Source organism: Achromobacter sp. GD03932 (assembly GCF_029839485.1).
GTDB classification, from domain to species: domain Bacteria; phylum Pseudomonadota; class Gammaproteobacteria; order Burkholderiales; family Burkholderiaceae_B; genus Achromobacter; species Achromobacter bronchisepticus_A.
The window spans coordinates 15,738-35,197 of sequence record NZ_JAOCAT010000035.1 but is presented as its reverse complement, the minus strand read 5'-3'; the positions used below and the strand labels follow the sequence as shown (position 1 = coordinate 35,197).

At 67.6% G+C, this 19,460-nt stretch carries 16 protein-coding genes; 8 read left to right on the top strand and 8 right to left on the bottom strand.

The genetic code is table 11. The annotated features are described in order from the left end of the window. The first annotated feature begins 71 nt into the window (after positions 1–71). From N5C88_RS26485 to N5C88_RS26475, 3 genes are all read left to right on the top strand, one after another. Complete coding sequence (locus tag N5C88_RS26485) at positions 72–1,373, top strand: UDP-N-acetylglucosamine 1-carboxyvinyltransferase (RefSeq protein WP_059373348.1); 1,302 nt, start codon at positions 72–74, stop codon at positions 1,371–1,373. Between the two features lie 205 nt (positions 1,374–1,578). Then, complete coding sequence (locus N5C88_RS26480; protein WP_280016548.1) at positions 1,579–2,970, top strand: FAD-binding oxidoreductase; 1,392 nt, start codon at positions 1,579–1,581, stop codon at positions 2,968–2,970. Between the two features lie 123 nt (positions 2,971–3,093). Next, positions 3,094–4,011 (top strand): polysaccharide deacetylase family protein, encoded by a 918-nt coding sequence (locus N5C88_RS26475; RefSeq protein ID WP_118932113.1) that lies wholly within the window; start codon positions 3,094–3,096, stop codon positions 4,009–4,011. 14 nt (positions 4,012–4,025) lie between these two features. Here the strand turns inward: N5C88_RS26475 and N5C88_RS26470 are convergent, their stop codons facing one another. Beyond that, a complete protein-coding gene (locus N5C88_RS26470; protein ID WP_059373355.1) occupies positions 4,026–4,448 on the bottom strand; it encodes a DUF1801 domain-containing protein in 423 nt (140 codons plus the stop codon). Between the two features lie 136 nt (positions 4,449–4,584). On the opposite strand from N5C88_RS26470, the gene N5C88_RS26465 reads away from it, so the two are divergent. Together N5C88_RS26465 and N5C88_RS26460 are read left to right on the top strand one after the other, a co-directional pair. Next, positions 4,585–5,982: a DUF308 domain-containing protein gene (locus tag N5C88_RS26465; RefSeq protein ID WP_280016547.1), complete on the top strand. Its 1,398-nt coding sequence runs from the start codon at positions 4,585–4,587 to the stop codon at positions 5,980–5,982. A gap of 27 nt (positions 5,983–6,009) precedes the next feature. Further along, positions 6,010–7,047 (top strand): DUF4105 domain-containing protein, encoded by a 1,038-nt coding sequence (locus tag N5C88_RS26460; protein ID WP_280016546.1) that lies wholly within the window; start codon positions 6,010–6,012, stop codon positions 7,045–7,047. On the opposite strand, the gene N5C88_RS26455 is transcribed toward N5C88_RS26460, so the two are convergent. After that, entirely contained in the window at positions 7,008–8,591 is a 1,584-nt protein-coding gene (locus N5C88_RS26455) for an FAD-dependent monooxygenase (protein ID WP_280016545.1), read from the bottom strand. The two genes, N5C88_RS26460 and N5C88_RS26455, sit on opposite strands and share 40 nt — an antisense overlap. 159 nt (positions 8,592–8,750) lie before the next feature. Then, positions 8,751–9,656, bottom strand: a complete 906-nt coding sequence (locus tag N5C88_RS26450; protein ID WP_059373363.1) for a LysR substrate-binding domain-containing protein — start codon at positions 9,654–9,656, stop codon at positions 8,751–8,753. A gap of 112 nt (positions 9,657–9,768) precedes the next feature. Here N5C88_RS26450 and N5C88_RS26445 point away from each other — a divergent pair, with 112 nt between their 5' ends. From N5C88_RS26445 to N5C88_RS26435, 3 genes are read left to right on the top strand one after another with little or no spacing between them, the layout of a single operon-like run. Next, positions 9,769–11,451 carry an alkaline phosphatase family protein gene (locus N5C88_RS26445; RefSeq protein ID WP_280016544.1) on the top strand — a complete coding sequence of 561 codons (1,683 nt, stop codon included), beginning with the start codon at positions 9,769–9,771 and terminating at the stop codon, positions 11,449–11,451. 10 nt (positions 11,452–11,461) lie between these two features. Further along, a complete protein-coding gene (locus N5C88_RS26440; RefSeq protein WP_054456254.1) occupies positions 11,462–11,914 on the top strand; it encodes a cupin domain-containing protein in 453 nt (150 codons plus the stop codon). Positions 11,915–11,917: 3 nt separating this feature from the next. Continuing rightward, entirely contained in the window at positions 11,918–12,889 is a 972-nt protein-coding gene (locus N5C88_RS26435; protein WP_280016543.1) for a tripartite tricarboxylate transporter substrate binding protein, read from the top strand. A gap of 37 nt (positions 12,890–12,926) precedes the next feature. Here the strand turns inward: N5C88_RS26435 and N5C88_RS26430 are convergent, their stop codons facing one another. From N5C88_RS26430 to N5C88_RS26410, 5 genes are all read right to left on the bottom strand, one after another. After that, the gene (locus N5C88_RS26430) at positions 12,927–14,225 is read right to left on the bottom strand and encodes an alpha/beta fold hydrolase (protein ID WP_251881493.1); all 1,299 of its coding nucleotides are present in this window, start codon (positions 14,223–14,225) and stop codon (positions 12,927–12,929) included. Between the two features lie 9 nt (positions 14,226–14,234). Then, positions 14,235–15,221 carry a tripartite tricarboxylate transporter substrate binding protein gene (locus N5C88_RS26425; RefSeq protein WP_118932105.1) on the bottom strand — a complete coding sequence of 329 codons (987 nt, stop codon included), beginning with the start codon at positions 15,219–15,221 and terminating at the stop codon, positions 14,235–14,237. Between the two features lie 226 nt (positions 15,222–15,447). Then, the gene (locus N5C88_RS26420; protein WP_059373378.1) at positions 15,448–16,005 is read right to left on the bottom strand and encodes a DUF1415 domain-containing protein; all 558 of its coding nucleotides are present in this window, start codon (positions 16,003–16,005) and stop codon (positions 15,448–15,450) included. Positions 16,006–16,074: 69 nt separating this feature from the next. Next, on the bottom strand, positions 16,075–17,547 hold the full coding sequence (locus N5C88_RS26415; RefSeq protein ID WP_118932104.1) for a M20 family metallopeptidase: 1,473 nt from the start codon (positions 17,545–17,547) through the stop codon (positions 16,075–16,077). Positions 17,548–17,771: 224 nt separating this feature from the next. Beyond that, entirely contained in the window at positions 17,772–19,397 is a 1,626-nt protein-coding gene (locus N5C88_RS26410; RefSeq protein ID WP_118932103.1) for a methyl-accepting chemotaxis protein, read from the bottom strand. Positions 19,398–19,460 lie beyond the last annotated feature (63 nt).

Genomic DNA, 19,460 nt, shown 5'->3' with positions numbered 1-19,460 from the left:
CCCCTTACAGTGTGAATTTACCGGGAGCCTTGGCGGCTCCCCTCCCTCTTTCTTTTCGTCCTACTCGCTCCATGTCCAACCTCATCGTCCACGGCGGCACCCCATTGCGCGGCCGCGTCATCCCTTCGGCCAACAAGAACGCGGTCCTGCCGGTGCTGTGCGCCACCCTGCTGACGGACCAGCCGCTGCGGCTGCACGGCGTGCCCGACATCACCGACGTGCGCAAGATCCTGGACATCTTCCGCACCCTGGGCAGCGAGGTGCGGCTGGACGAGTCCACCCGCACCCTGGACCTGCACCACCGCGACACCGCCTTCGACGCCGCGCGCCACCGGCTGCCCGAGGAAATGCGCTCGTCCATCATGCTGGTGCCGCCGCTGCTGGCCCGCTTCGGCGTGGCGCGGCTGGAAGACAACGTCAAGGGCTGCACCCTGGGCGTGCGCGAGATCGACCCGCACGTGGACATCTTCCGCTCCTTCGGCGGCGAAGTGGAGCGCGCCAGCGGCTCGCTGCTGGTCCGCAGCAGCGGTCCCCTGAAGCCGACCCACCACTGGCTGGACTATGCCTCGGTGACGACCACCGAGAACTTCGTGCTGTGCGCCGCCGCCGCGCAGGGCGAGTCGACGCTCACCAACGCCGCCTCCGAGCCGCACGTGCAGGAGTTCTGCCGTTTCATGGCGATGATGGGCGCGGACATCGACGGCATCGGCACCTCGCGGCTGACGGTGCGCGGCGGCGCCCGCCTGGGCGGCGGCGAATTCACCTTCGAGGAAGACTTCCACGAGATCACCACCTTTCTCGCGCTGGGCGCGATCACGGGCGGCGACGTGGTGGTGCGCAACAGCACGCCCGCGAACTTCCCGCTGATCGACCGCACCTTCGCCAAGTTCGGCGTGCAGATCGTGCACGAGAACGGCTGGTCGCGCGCGCTGCGCTCGGGCCCGCTGAAGGTGCAGACGCCCTTCACCAGCAATGTGCTGACCAAGGTCGAGGCGGCGCCGTGGCCCTATTTCCCGGTGGACCTGCTGCCCATCTTCATCGCGCTGGGCGTGTGCGCCGAAGGCAATGCCATGTTCTGGAACAAGGTCTACGACGGCGCGCTGGGCTGGGCCGGCGAACTGTCCAAGTTCGGCGCGCACGTGTTTTCGTCCGATCCGCACCGCCTGATCACGTTCGGCGGCCGGCCGCTGACGCCTGCAGTGGTCGAAAGCCCCTACATCATCCGCGTCGCCATCGCCCTCTTCATGATCGCCAGCAGCATCGACGGCCGTTCGGAAATCCGCAACGCCACGCCGATCCGCCGCGCCCATCCGCGCTTCGTCGAAAACCTGCGCAGCCTCGGCGTGCAGGTGGAATGGACCAGCGAGGAGTAAGCTTTCCAGATACGCACGCCACGGCGCGCAAAACGGGAGCGGGCCGACCGGCTCCCGGCGCGGCGCGCCGCCCTTTCCGGGTCATGGCCCTCTACCCAGGAGGCGTCTCCCATGCCGCGCCCGAACCCATAGGCGGCCAGGGCCTGCTACGCAGGCCCCAGTTTCAGAGGTTGTTCACGAAGCAGCACCTTCAAGGAGGTGTGTGATGAGCAAACTTTCCGATAGCGCCCTGGATGATCTGAAAGCCTCGGCCCGAGGCCAGGTCCTCTGCCCGGGCGACCCCGGCTACGACGACGCCCGCAAGATCTGGAACGCGATGATAGACCGCCGGCCGGCGGTGATCTTCCGATGCGCGGGCGCGGCCGACGTGCGCCGCGCCGTGGATTTCGCGCGCAACAACGGCCTGGTCCTGTCCGTGCGCGGCGCGGGCCACAACATCGCTGGCACCGCGGTCTGCGACGACGGCATGATGATCGACCTGTCGCCGATGAAGTCGGTGCGCGTCGATCCCTTGCGCGCCCGGGCCTATGTGGAGCCCGGCGCCACGCTGGCCGATTTCGACCACGAAGCCCAGGCCTATGGCCTGGCCACGCCGCTGGGCGTGAATTCCACCACCGGCGTGGCCGGGTTGACGCTGGGCGGCGGCTTCGGCTGGCTGACCCGCAGGTTCGGCATGACCATCGACAACCTGCTCTCGGCCGACGTCATCACCGCGGACGGCAAGCTGCTGCACGCCAGCGAGCAGGACAACCCGGACCTGTTCTGGGCGATCCGGGGCGGCGGCGGCAATTTCGGCGTGGTCACGATGTTCGAATTCCAGCTGCATCCGGTCGGCCCCGAGGTGTATGGCGGCTTGGTGGTGCTGCCGCTGGAACAGGGCAAGCAAGCGCTGTCGAAGTACCGCGATGCGCTGGCGACGCTGCCCCAGGAACTGACGGTCTGGGCCGTGCTGCGCCTGGCGCCGCCGCTGCCCTTCCTGCCTCAAGATGTGCATGGCAAGCCCATGGTCGCCTTCGCCATGTGCTATTCAGGGGATCCGGCGCTAGGTCCGGCCGCGGTCGAAGTGGTGCGCGGCTTCGGCACGCCTTATGGCGAGCATCTGGGCCCCATGCCCTACACCGCCTGGCAAAAGGCCTTCGACCCGCTGCTTACGCCCGGCGCCCGCAACTACTGGAAGTCGCACAATCTGGGGGGCCTGGAAGACGGGCTGATCGACGCCATTGTCGCCGCGGTGGAAAACCTGCCGTCGCCGCAATGCGAGATCTTCCTGGGCTACATCGGCGGCGTGGCCGCGCAGGTGCCGGTGTCCGCCATGGCCTATCCGCACCGTGCGGCGCAATTCGCCATGAACGTGCACGGACGCTGGGACTTTCCGGAAGAAGACGAGCGCTGCATCGCCTGGGCCCGGACGCTGTTCCGCACCACCGAGCCTTATGCGCAAGGAGGCGTGTACGTGAACTTCCTGACGCAGGACGAACCGGAGCGGCTGGGCGCGGCCTACGGCCCGAACTTCGACCGGCTGGTCCAGGCCAAGACCCGCTACGACCCGCACAACCTGTTCCGGCACAACCAGAACATCAGGCCGGCGGGGGTCTGACATGATCGGCGCGCCCGTTTGCCCTGGCTGCTATCCTGATGCCCCGGCATCCGCCGGGGCACGGGACGCCAGGGTGGAATTCCTGGCGTGCGTGGCAACGACATCCGAGGTTTGCTTCCCTGCATGGCTTCCCGCTTTTCCCTACGCCGCATTTTTGCCGTCGGCTTCTCTCTATGGGCGTCGTGGTGCTCCGCCCAGACCGTGGCCCTGACCTTTGACGACGGACTCGATCCCGATAAGCAGCCCCAGGCCGCGCTATGGAATTCCCAACTGCTGGAGGCCTTGCAGAAGCACGGGATCCAGTCCGCGCTGTTTCCCGCGTTGCGCAGCATAGGTGGCGCCGACGGGCTCGCGCTGGTGGCGCAATGGTCGAGGGCGGGACATTGGGTTGGCAACCATACGGCCAGCCACCGCAGCCTTGCCGACCCCAAGGTGTCGCTGGAAGCGTTCATTGCCGATGTAAAAAGCGCCGATGCCGCCCTGCGGAGCCTGCCTACCTTCGTGCCGATGCTGCGGTTCCCGTACCTGAAAGAAGGCGATACGCAAGCCAAGCGGGACGGCATGCGGGACTGGATGGCGCAGAACCGCTACAGGAACGGGCTGGTCTCCATAGATGCCAGCGACTGGTACTACAGCCGCGTCTATGCCGATCACATGAAGGCGGGCGACACCGCCCGGGCCCAGCGCGTGAAACAGCGGTATGTCCGCCATTTGCTGGACCGGGCGGCCTATTACGACGGGCTGGCCCGCGAGGTGCTGGGCCGCAGCCCCAAGCATGTCATGCTGCTGCACACCAACCAGCTCAATGCGGCAGCCCTGCCGGACGTGATTGCGGCGCTGAACGCCCAGGGCTGGACGATCGCCCCGGCGAGCGCCGCATTTGAAGATCCGCTGTACGCCCAGGCGCCCGACACGCTGCCCGCCGGCGAAAGCATCGTCTGGGCGCTGGCCAAGGCCGGCAAGCTTGCGGACCTGCGATATCCGGCGGAAGGCTCCGAGTATGAGGAGCCGCTGTTGCGGGAGGCCGGGCTGTTGCCCTGAACCTCAGGCGCGAGCTATTTTTTCGCGCCTGCCGATTTCCCCGCCGCATTCAGGCGCACCGCGGCGCGGATCAGCGCAGCCAGGGCCGTTTCGTCCAGGGTTTCACCCTGGCGGATATCGATGGCGCGCCGCGTGTTGCCGTCCAGGCTGGCGTTGAACAGCCCGGTGGGGTCCTCCAGCGCCGCACCCTTGGCGAAGGTCAGTTTCACGGCGCCTTTATAGGTTTCGCCAGTGCAGATAATGCCGTCGCGCGACCACACCGGCACCCGCCACTTCCATTCCTCTACCACGCCGGGATCGGCCTGCCTGATGATGGCCCTGACCCGCGCGAGCGTCTGGCCGCGCCAGTCGTCCAGTTCGCGGATCCTGGCGTCTATCAGGCTGGAGGGTGTCTCTTGCGTTGCCTCTTTTGTTGCGCGGCTGGTCTTGGTGTTCATGCCATGTCCCGGGAAAGATCGCAGACGGATGCGTCAGGAAGAATACCTGCATAGCTGCCGGAAAATTTGTTAACTTGGTTAGCAAACCAAATTTCTAGCACCGTAACGGGGTCACGGAAGAGGAGGATCAAGCGCAATGGCCAATCTGGTTTTGCTGCTGCTGGGCGTGGACTATCTGCGCAAGCGCGCCCGCGGGCTGTATATCATCGGCGGCCTGCTTTGCATTACAGGCGCCACGCTGTTCATCGACGCGCTCGACAACGCCGTCTATTTCCCGCTGAACTTCTTCGCGGCGCTGCTGGTCATCGAAGGCGTGGCCACGCTGATGATCGCCAAGTCCGGCGTGGGCGGGCAGCGGGTGCTGCGCTATGCCAAGGGCGCCATCGTGCTGACGGCCGGCAGCCTGGTCCTGATCGGCCACCATCACGGGCATTTCGCGCTATCCATGCTGTTCGGCCTCATGTTCCTGGTGGACGGCCTGATCCAGTGCACCGCCGCCTACGTGGTGCGCTACGAGCGCTGGCGCTATGTCTTCGCCTCGGGCGTGGCGGAAATCCTGCTGGCCATTTTCTTTTTCCAGCCCTACCCGACCCATTACGTCGGCACGGTGCCATACTGCCTGGGCCTGTTCCTGGCGTTCACAGGGCTGCGGCTGCTGTCGCTGGCGCGCCGTGTCCGCCACCTGGACTCCAACCCGGCGCTGGACGTCAATCCGCATCCGGACTTCATGCCGACGCGCGCCGACGCGCCCGCACAGACGGTGTTCGACGGTCCCCCGCTGGAATCCGAGCGCGCGCTGACCGTCCACGTCTGGACGCCGTCGGGCTCGGCCAAGACCGAGACGCGCAACTACCCCGTGGTCAATCGCTACATCGCCGCCGTCGACATCAACGGCGTGGTGTCGACCGGCCACGCCGCGCTGGAATCGCCCGAAGGCGTGTACATCAGCCTGTATCCGGCCCGGGAGATCGACCACTCTCCGGAACAGTTCGGCACTCTGCTGCGCGCCACGGCCGAGAACAACGTGCCAGGCGTGTACCAGCCCGACTACGCCACCGAATCCAAGGCCTGGACGCCGTCCACGATGCGAGTGCGCATCCGCAACTACGACGCGGCCAAGCTGCAGGCCTTCTGGAACGAGTACCGCAAGACCGAGATCTACAACCTGACGCACCGCAACTGCTCCAGTTCGGTGTCCAGCGCGCTGGAAGCGGCGCTGGACGGCGTGGTGGGACGCCTGCATGGCCCGAAGGCAGGATGGCGCGTGCTGCTGCGCCTCTTGCTGACGCCTGAACTGTGGGTGGCCGCGCAGATCCGCAAGCGCGCGCTGACCATGGCCTGGACCCCGGGCCTCACCCTGGACTATGCGCGCGCGCTCAGCATGCTGGCCGACCCGCGCCCGTTCGGCTGGTGGAAGATGTCGCAGGACGCGCTGCGCCAGATCGCCCGCATGCGCGCGGGCTGGCGCAAGCAGGACCGCAAGGCGCAGGCCCGCAACGCGGAGCAGGCCGAATCCTCGCAAGGGGCGCAATGACGGCCCCGCAACGCGCATGAAGACGCCATGATTGCGCAGATCGTAGGCGGAGTGGCCATCGTGGCCGGCGCGGCCTGGGGCGCGGCGGCGCTCTGGTTCCAGTCTCCGTTCCCCGGCCGCGCGCGCGCCGTCCTGCCGGCGGCATGGCTCGCGCTCGCGGCCGCCGCGCTGGTCGGACTGTCCATCGGAGAGTCCTGGCCTGCCTGGCTGTTCAGCGTTCTGCTGCTGGCGCTGTTGGCCTGGTGGCGGCTGGGCGTGCGTCCGTCCAACGACCGTCAGTGGATGCCGGAAGTGGAGCGCCAGACGCAAGGCACCATCGAGGGCGACATCGTCACCTTGCGTAACGTGCGCAATTTCGACTGGCGCACGCGCACGGACTACGACGTGCGTTGGGAGACCCGCCGCTACGATCTGTCGCGCCTCGCCTCGGTGGACCTGGCGCTGTCCTATTGGGGCCGGCCCGCCATCGCCCACGCCCTGGTGTCGTTCGGCTTCAGCGACGGCCAATACGTGGTGTTCTCGGTGGAGATCCGCCGCAAGCTGCACGACGAGTTCTCGGAAATCGGCGGCTTCTTCCGCCAGTACGAGCTGTCCGTGCTGGCCTCGACCGAGGAAGACAGCCTGCGCGTGCGCACCAATGTGCGCGGCGAGGAAGGCTATCTGTACCGCGTGCACATGCCAGAGGGCGCAGCCCGCAAGCTGTTCCTGTCCTATGTGGACACCGCCACCCGGTTGGCGGACAAGCCGCGCTTCTACAACACGCTGACGGGCAACTGCACCACCATCGTGTACCGGTTGGCCGACCAGATCGTGCCGGGGCTGCCGCTCGACTACCGCGTGCTGTTCTCCGGTTATCTGCCCGAGTACCTGTACCGCCTGGACGCCCTCGCAGGCGCGGACAGTCCGCAGGCCTACCGGCAGGCGGGCCATTACACGCAGCGCGCCCGCGCCACCGTGGACGCGGCCGAATTCTCGCGCAACATCCGGCGCGGCGTGCCGGGCGTGGCGCAAGCGCCCGCCCCCGATCAGGAGACCGGCGCAGGCATGCGCAGCCGCGCTACGTAAGCCCCCAGGGTCTCCGCGTGGCGCTCTTCCGAGCGCAGCCCGACATGGCCGTCCGCCCTGACCGCCAGCACCAGGATATGCCGCACGCCCAGCCTGCCGGCCATCGAGAGATCCAGATAACCGTCCACGCCGCCGATATCGCCGTTCGCCGTCAAGGCGACCACGGCCTCGATGATGGCGCCGTCGGATAGCGGTTCGATTGCGGCGCGGACCTGGGCGAGCGCGTCCGCGGACGTCCGCGGGCCGCCCAGGATGAAGACCGTATGGCCCTTGCGGTGGGTGCGTTCGTGCAGCATCCCCGCGCCGCCCGCCGCAAGGCGGATCGGGATCTGGTCCGGCAGCCGCTGGCCGGGCGAAACCGGGTCGTGCCGGTCTCCCATGACGATGGGCGAATCGCGGTAGTCGATGTCCAGCTCCGCCTCGGCCACCGCCTCGTGATGCTGCGAGGCGCCGTCCTCGAAGGCTTTGCGGATGGCGGCATTGCGCTCGCGCAGCACGTCGGGGTCCGTGGCCAATTGGGCGCTCTCGGCCTCGTCGCCCGATGCCAGCACGCGCTGCGCGGCCGGCCGGCGCTCCGCCTGGTAGCTGTCGAGCAGCCAATCCGAACACTGCCCGCCGCAGACCAGCGCAAGCTTCCAGGCCAGGTTGACGGCGTCGTGCAGGCCGCTATTCATGCCATGGCCCTGGGCCGGGCTGCAGGTATGCGCGGCGTCCCCGGCCAGCAGGATGCGGCCGGCCCGGAATTGCCGCGCGACTTTGGTGTAGCAACGGAAGCGCGCCGGGTGGGCCACGTCTTCGAAATTGGCCTGGGGCAGATAGCGCCGCAACGTGGACAAGGCATCGGCCACCAGATCTGAATCTTCGGCGCTGGGCCGCAGGTACACGCGCCAGCGCTGGCCCGGCAGCGCCGTCAGGATCACCGGGATCCGGTCCAGGTAGGCGTAGTTGGCCTCGAAAATCTCGGGCCAGCCGCTGATTGCGGCATCGAACACCGCCCAAGGCTGGCTGATGTCGTGGCCGTCCTGTTCGATGCCGGCCAGCTCGCGCACCGTGCTGTGGTGGCCGTCGCAGCCTATCACCCACTCGGCCAGCACTTCGATATCGCCGTCCAGCCGTTCGATCCTGGCCAGCATGCCGTCCGGCCGTTCCTGCAGGTCCACCAGCTTGCTGGCCCGCTGCACGCTGCCGCCGTGGCTGGCCAGATAATCGGCGAGGATGGACTCGGTGACCTCTTCCGAAATCCCGATGTTGTAGGGGTAGCGGCTGCCGCAAAGGTCCAGGTCGATCTCGCCCAGCACCTTGCCGTCGGCATGGATGCGCGCGCCGCGCTGCTTCACGCCCGCGGCCAGCAGCGGCTCGACGATGCCCAGCGAGTCGAAGATCTCCAGCGAGCGGGGGTGGACCACGGTTGCGCGGTCCCATTCCAGCGGCCGCTCGTGCGCATCGATCAACAGGCATTGGACGCCGCGCCGTTGCAGCTCGGCGGCGGTGAGCAGGCCCGCCGGACCGGCGCCCACCACCAGGACTGTCGTTGCAATCACCATGATGTCGCCTTGGAGAATGTCGAGGCGGCGTGGATTGCGCCTCGGCAGGAATCCAAAAAAATAAGGCCGCGCATGGCCAACCGTCAAAGATATTGAGGCTTACGCCGCTGGCATGGCGTCTGCGGCGCGCCTCAACCTTTTGGACCGATCCGTTACGGCTCAGGGGTGGGCAGCCAGCTGCGCGGCCTCGCCCAGCAGCGCGTCCAGCAGGCGGCGCGCCGGCACGGTCAGCGGCGCATCGGCGCGGTGCGTCACATAGATGACGGTCTTGGGCAAGGGATCGGCGATGGCCAGCCGCACCAGGCCCAACGTCGGCCCGTAGCGGTCCAGGAACCCCTGGGGCATGATGCCGATCAGGTCCAGCTGCGGCATCAACGCCAGCAGCGTGGAAAAAGACTCGCATTCGAGCTGCAGGTGCAACGCGCGCGCCTGCGTTTCGTCGGCATACAGCGCCCTGGGATCGCCCGGCCCCTGCGCCGGCCCCGTCAGCACCCAGGCCGCCTCGGCCAGCTCGCCCAGACGCCGCGCGCCTGCCAGCGGATGCGATGCCCGCGCGACGATGACCGACTGGCTTTCGAACAGCGGCTGCACGGCCAGGTCGCCGCCGCCGCCCGCTTCGGGCAGCGGCCCCAGCGCCATGTCCAGCTCGCCGGAACGGATGCGCTCCAGCGCCTGCGGATACAGCGTGTCGCGCACGCGCAGCCGCACCTGCGGCCAGCGCGCGCCATAGCGCGCCACCGCGCCCGGCGCCAGCAGGATCGCGGCGGCGGGCGATACGCCCAAGGTCACCTGGGCTTCGGCGCCGCGCAGGTGCCAGGCCAGGTCTTCGCGGGCCTTTTCGATTTCGCGCATGACGACCGCGGCGCGTGCCGCGAGGATCTCGCCTGCCTGCGCCAGCCGCACGCCCTTGGGCGTACGCACCACGAGCTCGGCGCCGACCTCTTCTTCCAGCTGGCGCAGCGACTTGGTCAACGCCGGCTGCGACACGTTCAGCACCTGCGCGGCGGCGCGCATGCTGCCGGTCCGGGCCAGGGTGAGCAACAGGTTCAGATGCTGGAGTCGCAAACCGCCTCTCCGGCCGATTACCTGGGGTAATCGACATCAAAACAATTCAAGGGATGCGCGCGCAGGCCGTCGATAGAATTCCTGCATGCCCCATCGGAGACAGGAGCCTAGCATGACCCGAGGCGTGAAGAACATTCTCTTCATCATGTGCGACCAGCTGCGCTACGACCATCTTTCCTGTTTTGGCCACCCCAGGCTGAAGACCCCGAATCTGGACGCGCTGGCCGCGCGCGGCGTGATCTTCGACCGGGCGTTCGTGCAGTCGCCCGTTTGCGGCCCGTCGCGCATGAGCTACTACACCGGACGCTACGTGCATGCGCACGGGGCCAGCTGGAACTTCGTGCCGCTGAAGGCCGGCGAGATGACCATAGGCGACCATCTGCGGCCCTTGGGCGTGCGCTCGGTGCTGGTGGGCAAGACCCACATGCGCGCCGACACGGCGGGTATGTCGCGGCTGGGCATAGACCCTGCCTCCGTCATTGGCCGCCGCATTGCCGAATGCGGCTTCGACGCCTACGAACGCGACGACGGCATCCATCCCTATTCGGGCCACGATCCGGACCCGCGCTACAACGACTATCTGCGCGCACAGGGTTATGGCGGCGACAACCCCTGGGAAAGCTGGGCCAATTCGGCGGTCGACACGGACGGCAGGGTGCGCTCGGGCTGGTTCCTGAAGTATTCCAACCTGCCCGCGCGCGTGCCCGACGAGCATTCGGAAACGCCCTACATCACGCGCCGCGCGATGGACTTCATCACCGAGGCGGGCGAGCAGCCCTGGTGCCTGCACCTGTCCTACATCAAGCCGCACTGGCCGTATCTGGCGCCGGCGCCCTACGCCGGCATGTACAGCGCGCAGGACGCGCTGGAGGTGGTGCGATCGGAGGCCGAACGCGCCGACCCGCATCCGGTGTATGCGGCGATGATGCAGCATCGCGTGTCGGCGACCTTCTCCGAGCCTGGCGTGCGCGAGGCGGTCATGCCCGGCTACATGGGGCTGATCAAGCAGATCGACGACCAACTCGGCGCGCTGTTCCGCTTCATGGAGGCGCGCGGCCTGTTCGACAACACCATGATCGTGTTCACGTCCGATCACGGCGACTATCTGGGCGACCACTGGATGGGGGAAAAGGACCTGTTCCATGAACCCGTCATCCGCGCGCCGCTGATTGTCTATGACCCGGATCCGCGCGCCGACGCCGCCCGCGGCACGCGCTGCGCCGCCATGGTCGAGGCGATAGACCTGGCGCCCACCTTCCTTGAGGCCTGCGGCGGCGTGCCGGTGCCGCACATCATGGACGGCCGTTCGCTGCGGCCCCTGCTGTTCGGCCAGACGCCGCCGGATTGGCGCGATCACGTCATCTGCGAGTACGACTACGCCTTCCAGGATTCGCGCATCGCGCTGGGCACGCCCGCGCGCCAGGCCTGGCTGCGCATGGTGCGCGATGAACGCTGGAAATACGTGCTGGCCGAAGGCTACCGGCCAATGCTGTACGACCTGCAGGAAGACCCGAACGAATTCGTCGACCTGGGCGCCTCGCCCGCGCACGAGGCGGTGCGCAAGCGCATGGAGGACCTGCTGTTCCGCTGGGCCCGCCAGCCGCGCCAGCGCGCCACGGTGGCCGACGGCACCATCGAGTCGATTGAAGTCCAGCCGCGCATTTCCGAAGGCGGCATCCTGATCGGCTACTGGGACGAAGCCGACCTGGCCCGCGCCAGGCAGACGTTCAAGCCCCGTTTCGCATCATCCAACCCGCTCGTGAAGCCGACGCTGGATCGGCTGTCGCAATCCTGAGGAGTGCAGCATGATTCTCGAAACCCCCGACATCACCCGCGCCCAGGCCGGCCTGGACGGCGTCTCCTGGAACATCCTGGGCCAGGTGTACGTGCCCAAGCAGGTCAGCCTGGACAGCATTTCCTGGCACGCCACGTTTCCGGAAGAGAGCTTCGTGCCGCCGCACGTGCATCCCAATCAGGACGAGTACATCTTCGTGCTGGACGGCCGCATCGACCTGCTGCTCGATGGCAAGAAGACCTCGGCCGGCCCCGGCGACCTGGTGCGCATGCCCCGTGGCGTGCCGCATGCCTTCTTCAACAATTCCGGCGTCGCCGCCACCGCGCTGTTCTGGGCCGCGCCCGCGGGCAAGCTGCTGGAGCTCTACCGGCGTATCCACAACATGTCGAGTCCGGCGGAGGTCGTTGCGGTGGCGCCGGAGTATGACGTGATCTTCATGCCGCCTGTCTCGTCCGCGGCCTGAACCATGCGCCGCCGCACGCTACTGAAGGGCCTGTCCGGCGCCCTGGCCTGTAACCTGCCCTGGGCCGCCCGCGCCGCGTACCCGGACAAGCCCGTACGCATCATTGTGCCGCTGCCCGCGGCCAGCCCGCCCGACGTGCTGGCGCGCGTGATCGGCGAAAGGCTGCAGCGCCTGTGGGGCCAGCCGGTGGTGGTCGAGAACCGGCCCGGCGCGACCGGCATGATAGGGCTGGACGCGGTCGCGCGCAGCGCGCCCGACGGCTATACCGTGGGCATCATGTTCCTGACGCATACCGTGCTGCCGGCGCTGTTCGGCAAGGTGTCGTACCGCACGGATGGCGACTTCGCGCCGATCGCGAATCTGGTCTGGCTGTACAACGCCCTGCTGGTGGCGCCGGGCAGCGAATACGCCGACGTCCGCGGCCTGGTCGAACAGGCGAAGCGCCAGCCCGGCAAGCTCAGCTACGGTTCCGGCGGCAATGGTTCGCCTGCCCATCTGCTGGGCGCGGCCTTCTGCCAGGCGGCCGGCATAGACATGCTGCACGTGCCGTTCAAGGGGCCGGCGGAAGCGGCGCAGGCGCTGATGGGCGGCTACGTGCAGACCATGTTCGCCACCGCATCCGTCGCGGTGCCGCTGGCGCAGTCCGGCAAGCTGCGCGCCCTCGCCGTCACGCGCGATGGCGGCATGGCCGCCCTGCCCGGCGTGCCCACGCTGGCCGAGGCCGGGGTGCCTGCATTCAATCTGAAGGAATGGGAGGGAATCGTCGCGCCCGCGGGCACGCCGCCTGACCTGATCGCCAAATGGAACGGCGCCATGCAGACCATCCTGGCCGACGCCGAGGTGCGCGAAAAGCTTGCCGGCCTGGGCATGGAAGCCGCCCAGGCCAACACCCCGGCCGAGTTCGCCGGGCTGATACGCGGCGAGCTGCAGCGCTGGTCGGCGTTCGTGTCGGAACAGAAGCTGCGCAACGGATGACGGCCGGGCGGACTAGCCCGGCCGCCCGCCTGGCCGCCTACTTCGCCACGCCCCCCACCCTGCCCAGGAACTCCAGCACCGCCAGATAGGAGCCTTCGTTGCCCGCCGCGTTGGCGCTGGGCGTGCCGCCCGCGTCCAGCAGCAGGCCGGACATGGCGTGCGGCTTGCTAATCAGGGTCGCGGGCAGGCAGGGATAGTGCACGTGATGGCCCGCGCCCATGCAGACGTGGTGGAACGTGGGCAAGCCATGTTCCTGGCGCCGCCGCATGACGATTTCCGAGTAGGCGGTGCTGGGCCAGAAGCCGTCGTCCGACGCGCTGACCAGCAGCACCGGGCCGGGATAGTTCTCGACCGGAATGCGGGCGCGCTCGAACGCCGCGCTGTCGCGCGTGGCGCTGAGGAAGGCATGCGTCTGGCGGTACGGCGGCTGGGACGCGTAGGCGGCGTCCCAGTTGGCGCTGGTGTTGTCCTGCCACAGATGCGGCAGCGGTTCGCCGCCCTTGGTCCAGACCTGCGCGTCGCGGCCGGTGCCGGGCGCGCCGGCGCTGACCACGCCATGCATGACCGGCGACGGCACGTAGGCGACCACCGCGCTGACCAAGTCCGGGTAATGCGAAGCCACCAGCAGCGAGGTCTCGCCCCCGCGGCTGATGCCGGACAAGGCCACGAAGCCGTCGCGCGGCGTAAGCTCCGTGCGGGCCCAGCGCAACACATGCTCGAAGTACTCCAGCGGCATGTCGTTCAGGTACTTGGGGCGGCCCTCGTAGTTGAAGATGGCCAGCGCCAGGCACTGGTAGCCACGGGACGCGAACAGCGCCGCGCGCGGCGCGTTGACGCCGCCGGACGAGCCGTTCATGTAGATCACCAGCGGGTGCGGGCCGGGGCCGGCGGGCGTATAGAGTTCACCCGACAGCGTCATGCCGCCAACCTGCTCGCGCACGCTGCGGTGCGTGACGCCTTCGGCCTGGAATTCCTGCACCAGGGTCGCCGCGGCGGACTGGCGGCCGTCGCTGGCTTCGATGCGAATGACGAGCGGCTCGGTCCGGTCCGGCGGGAACACCACGCTGGCCACGTCCTCGCAAGCCATGGACCAGACGATGCCCATGGCCGCGGGCTCGGCATAGCTGCCGGACACGGGACAATCGCGGGCCAGGTCCAGGCTGCCGTCGTGGCCGGCCACGAATACGGCTTGCGAGCGCCATGGCGCGCCGCACATCGTCATGCTCGCCGTGACGGTGATGAAGGCATAGGCCGGAAAGCCGCTCACGCGGATCTCGCGCGCCACGTCGATCAGGGCGCGTTCCGGGCTGACGGTGATGCTGGGTTGTTCTGCCACGGTGGCTCCTTAGCTCTTCAGGTCGGTCTTGGGCACGCCGTTGGCCTTGATGACCTGGGCCCACATGGCGGACTCGTCGGCGATGACCTTGTCCAGGTCGGCCGACGAAGTGAACTCCACGGTCACGCCCTGGTCCGCGAACTGCTGCACCAGGCTGGGATCGCGCGTGCCTTCGCGCACGGCGTTCTCCAGCGCCGCGACTACCGGCGCCGGCATGGCGGCCGGGCCCGAGATCATCATGCGGGTATAGAGTTCGAAGCCGTCCAGGCCAGCCTCCTTCATGGTCGGGACGTCCGGCAGGCTGGAGAGACGCTTGTCGGAGGTCACCGCCAACACCTGCAACTTGCCCGACTTGATGTTGGGCAGCGCCGAGGTCGGGAAGTCGAAAGTGCTCTGCACCGTGCCTGCCATCAGGTCCAGCAGCGCGGGACCGCTGCCCTTGTAGGGCACGTCCTGGAACTGGGTGCCGGTCTTGGACTGGAAGTGCAGCAGCGCCAGGTGGTTGATCACGCCGCGGCCGGCGTGCGCGCAGGTGATGTCGCCCGGCTTCTTCTTGGCCAGCGCGATGAATTCCTGCACGTTCTTCACTCCCAGCTCGGGATGCACGATCAGCAGCATCGGCGACTTGCCCATGGAGCCCAGCTGCTTGAAGTCCGATGGCTGGTAAGGCAGGTTGTTGTAGAGCAAGGGGTTCAGGATCATGCCATTGGTGCCGGCAAAGCCCAGCGTGTAGCCATCGGGCTCGGCGCGCGCCACCGCCACCGTGGCGATGATGGCCTGGCCGCCGGGACGGTTTTCCACCACCACGCTCTGCTTCAAGGTCTTGCCCATGCGCTCGGCCAGGGCGCGCGCCGCGATATCGGTCAGCCCGCCAGGGGCAAAGCCCACCAGCAGGCGCACGGGGCGGGTCGGAAAAGTGTTCTGGGCCCAGGCGGGGCGCGAGATCAGAGGCAGCGCGGCGAGCGCGCCCAGGGCATGGCGGCGGGTAAATCGCATACAACTCTCCAGGCAAGGACAACGCCCCCGCGCCCGGGAGAGGCCGCGGGGCAAAGCAATCGAAGGGAAAGGACGCACGGGCCGCTCACCTTACGGCGAGCTGTCACGGCGTCAGTATGTTGTATGCAATACCGCGGACGGGCTATCTAGGGATATCCCGAGGCTTACCAGGAGACGATGAGCACTTTATTCCGAGCAGCGGTATTTGGTATGCGATCCGATGGCGTCAGGCCTTGGTCATCAGCTTCTTCCAGCCTTCCAGCCCCAGCCGCTTCATCGTATCGATGTTCTTCTCGTAGATTTCGGCGGCATCCGGGAAGGACTCCACCGCGCGGTCGATGCTGTCTTCGCGCAACAGGTGCAGGATCGGGTACGGCGACCGGTTGGTGTAGTTCTCGATGTCGTCCGGCTGCGTGTCGGCGAACTGGAACTGCGGATGGAAGGTCGCCACCTGCAGCTCGCCCACCAGGCGCATGCGCTTGAGCAGACGGTCGGACAGGTCTTCGAAGTCATTGAAGTCCATGAAGTCGTCCAGCGCGTCGGGGATGATCAGCAGCGTGGTGTCGATCTTTTCCGGATCGGTCTCGGCCAGCAGCGCCAGTTCGTCCTGCAGGTCGGTGAGTACGCCTTCGGCGTCGGTGGCGTCGCTGACGGCAAAGCGGATCTGGTCCTTGACCTGCACCGCCTTGGCGAAGGGACAGAGGTTCAGGCCGATCACGGCCTGGTTCAGCCAGTGCTTGGTCTCAGCGACCACGTTGGCATAGGCGTCGGAAGTGGAAATCATGGGTGTCCGTCCTGGAAAAAAGAAAAGCGCGGGCGTTGCGGCCCGCGCTTTGAAGAGCGTCGCCGCCGCTTACGCGGCCGGCATGGCGGCCATGGTCTGGGCCACGGCTGCGGTCAGTTTCTTGCCGTAGGGCACGTGCAGGAATTCATTGGGGCCGTGGGCGTTGGACTTGGGGCCCAACACGCCGCAGACCATGAACTGGGCCTTGGGGAAGCCCTTCTGCAGGATGCTCATCAGCGGAATGGTGCCGCCCTGGCCGATATAGCCGCAGGACGCGCCGTAGTACTGCTGCGAGGCCGCGTCCAGCGCCTGGGTCAGCCAGGGCGCGGAGGCCGGGGCGTTCCAGCCGGTGGCGGCGCCTTCGTTGGCCTTGAAGATCACCTTGGCGTTATAGGGCGCGTCGGCTTCCAGCAGCGCCTTGATTTCTTGCGAGGCAGCCACGGCGTCGATCAGCGGCGGCAGGCGCAGCGACAGCTTGAAGGCCGTGCGCGGACGCAGCACGTTGCCGGCGCTGGACAGCGGCGGCAGGCCTTCGGCGCCGGTCACCGACAGCGTCGGACGCCAGGTGCGGTTCAGCAGCGCCTGTTCGGGTTCGGTCGTCATGGGCAGCACGAAGCCGCCGTCGGCGCCGCAGCTCCAGGGGAAACGGCGCCAGACTTCGTCGCCCAGGATGCGCGCGGTGGCGTGCACTTGTTCCACGCGTTCGGCGGGGATCTCGCAATGCAGGCTCTGCGGCAGCAGGCGGCCGGTGCCGCTGTCTTCCAGGCGGTCCAGCAGATGGCGCAGGATGCGGAACGAGGACGGCACCACGCCGCTGGAGTCGCCCGAGTGCACGCCTTCGTCCAGCACCTGCACTTCCAGCGTGCCCGACACCATGCCGCGCAGCGAAGTCGTCATCCAGAGCTGGTCGTAGTTGCCGGCGCCCGAGTCCAGGCACACCACCAGGGCCACGTTGCCCAGGCGGTCGCGCAGCGCGTCCACGTAGGGCAGCAGGTCGTAGCTGCCGGATTCCTCACAGGTTTCGACGATGCCCACGCAGCGCGGGCGCGGAATGCCTTGCTTGTCCAGCGCCATGATGGCGGTCAGCGAGGCGTACACGGCATAGCCGTCATCGGCGCCACCGCGGCCGTAGAGCTTGCCGTCTTCGAGCTTGGGGGTCCAGGGGCCGAGGCCGGCGCGCCAGCCCGAGAATTCGGGCTGCTTGTCCAGGTGGCCGTACAGCAGCACGGTGTCGCCGTTGTCGCTGCGGGTGGCGGGCGCGTCAAAGAAGATGACGGGCGTGCGGCCCGGCAGGCGCACCACTTCCAGCTTCAGGCCCGAGACCTTCTGTGCCTCGACCCACTGCGCGGCGTCGCGCACCACGCGCTCGATGAAAGCGTTCTTTTCCCAGTCCGCGTCGAAAGCCGGGCTCTTGGCCGGGATGGCGATGTAGTCGGTCAGCGCCGGGATGATCTCGTTGTCCCATTTTTCGTCGACGAAAGCCTGCAAGGCCTTCGGGTCCAGGGTGGGAGGAAGAGCGTCTTCGGGGATGCGTGCGTTCATGGCGCGGGATCCTGTGTGCGGGAGGGGGTAGGCAATCCGCTATTTTATGCCTGTGCGGCGCGGCTGGCATCTTTTGTCCCTGATTGTCATAGGCGCCGGGAAATGGTGCCGCCACACGGACCGCACCTCCGGCCCATGGACAAAGCCCCCAGTCGCACACGCGCTGGGGGCTTTGTTCCCGTTCACGGCCAGCCATCCGGGCCGGCCGCCATGTGCTGGCGCGTTCAGGCGCCGAGCAAAGCCGGTTCGCCGTTGCGGCCCACGGCCGGCGCATCGGCGTCGATCACTCGGCCGGTCTGCAGCTTGAACACGGCCACCGCTTCGCGCAGGCGCTGCGACTGGGTTTCCAGGGATGCCGCGGACGCCGCGGCCTGCTCGACCAGCGCCGCGTTCTGCTGTGTCACGCTGTCCATCTGCGACACGGCCTGGTTGACCTGCTGGATGCCTTGCGACTGCTCCTCGGACGCGCTGGAAATTTCGTTGATGATGTCCGTCACGCGGCGCACCGAGGTCACGATTTCCTGCATGGTGGCGCCGGCGGCTTCAACCTGGTCGGAACCGATCGATACCTTCTGCACGGAGTCGTCGATCAAGCCCTTGATTTCCTTGGCGGCGGCAGCGCTGCGCTGCGCCAGGGCGCGCACTTCGCTGGCCACGACCGCGAAGCCCTTGCCCTGCTCGCCGGCGCGCGCCGCTTCCACCGCGGCGTTCAGCGCCAGGATGTTGGTCTGGAAGGCGATGCCGTCGATCACGCCGACGATGTCGGCGATGCGGTTGGAGCTGTCGGCGATGCCGCGCATGGTGCCGACCACGTCGCCCACGGCCTGGCCGCCGCGCGTGGCCACTTCGGATGCCGCCACGGCCAGTTCCGAGGCGCTGCGCGAGCTTTCCGCGTTGTTGCGCACGGTGGACGACAGCTCATCCATGCTGGCGGCGGTTTCCTCCAGCGAGGCGGCCTGCTGTTCGGTGCGCGAAGACAGGTCGATGTTGCCCGCGGCGATTTCGCGCGCGCCGGTGTGGATCTCTTCCACGCCCAGGCGCACGGCCGACACGGTGCGCGCCAGGCTGTCCTGCATGCGCTTGACGGCGGCGTAGAGCACGCCGATTTCGTTGTTGCCGCGTTGCTCGATGCGGTTGGTCAGGTCGCCGCCGGCAATGCGGTCGAACAGGCGCCCGGCTTCATGCAGCGGACGGAACACCGCGCGGCCGAACACCGCGTACAGGCCCACCACCAGCGCGGCCACCACGACCAGCAGGCCGACCAGGACGGCGATCGCGCCGTTGATGCGGGTGGAGGCGTCACGCGCCACGCGCTGGCCGACCTCGTCGGCATAGTCCACGTATTTCTGGATGGCGGCGGTAAAGGTCAGGCCCAGCGGCGTGACTTTTTCCAGGTTGAGGCGATTGGAATCCTGGGCGTTGCCGGCGCGGATGGCCGCAATCATGGGCACGATGGCGTCGCGGTGATAGACGTCGTAGGCCGCCAGGGCCGCGTCCAGCAGGGGCTTGCCCTGGGCCGAGGTTTCGGGAGTCTTGCGCACCAGGTCGATCAGCTCGCCGGCCTTTTTGGTATAGCCGTCCAGGCGCTGCATGCTGGCCAGGTTGTCCAGGCTCTTGCCTTCCATCAGCGCGGTCTGCGCGGCCAGCAGCACCAGGCGGGCGCGCAGCAGTTCGGTGCCGGCGCCGTTCACGGCATTGGCGCGGACCAGGTTGGTGTCCAGCAGCACCTCGATGGAATTGCGGTTGGACGTCAGCTGCTGGTGGACGGCGATGCCGGTTAGCAGGAAAAGCGCGAAGAAAACGGCTAAAGCGGTCGTCAAGACCGCGCGAATACTGAGATTCTGGAACATTGGGGTCACTCCGGGTTGCGTATAGCGGCTACCTATGCTTTACGACAGGTTGCAATGAAAAGT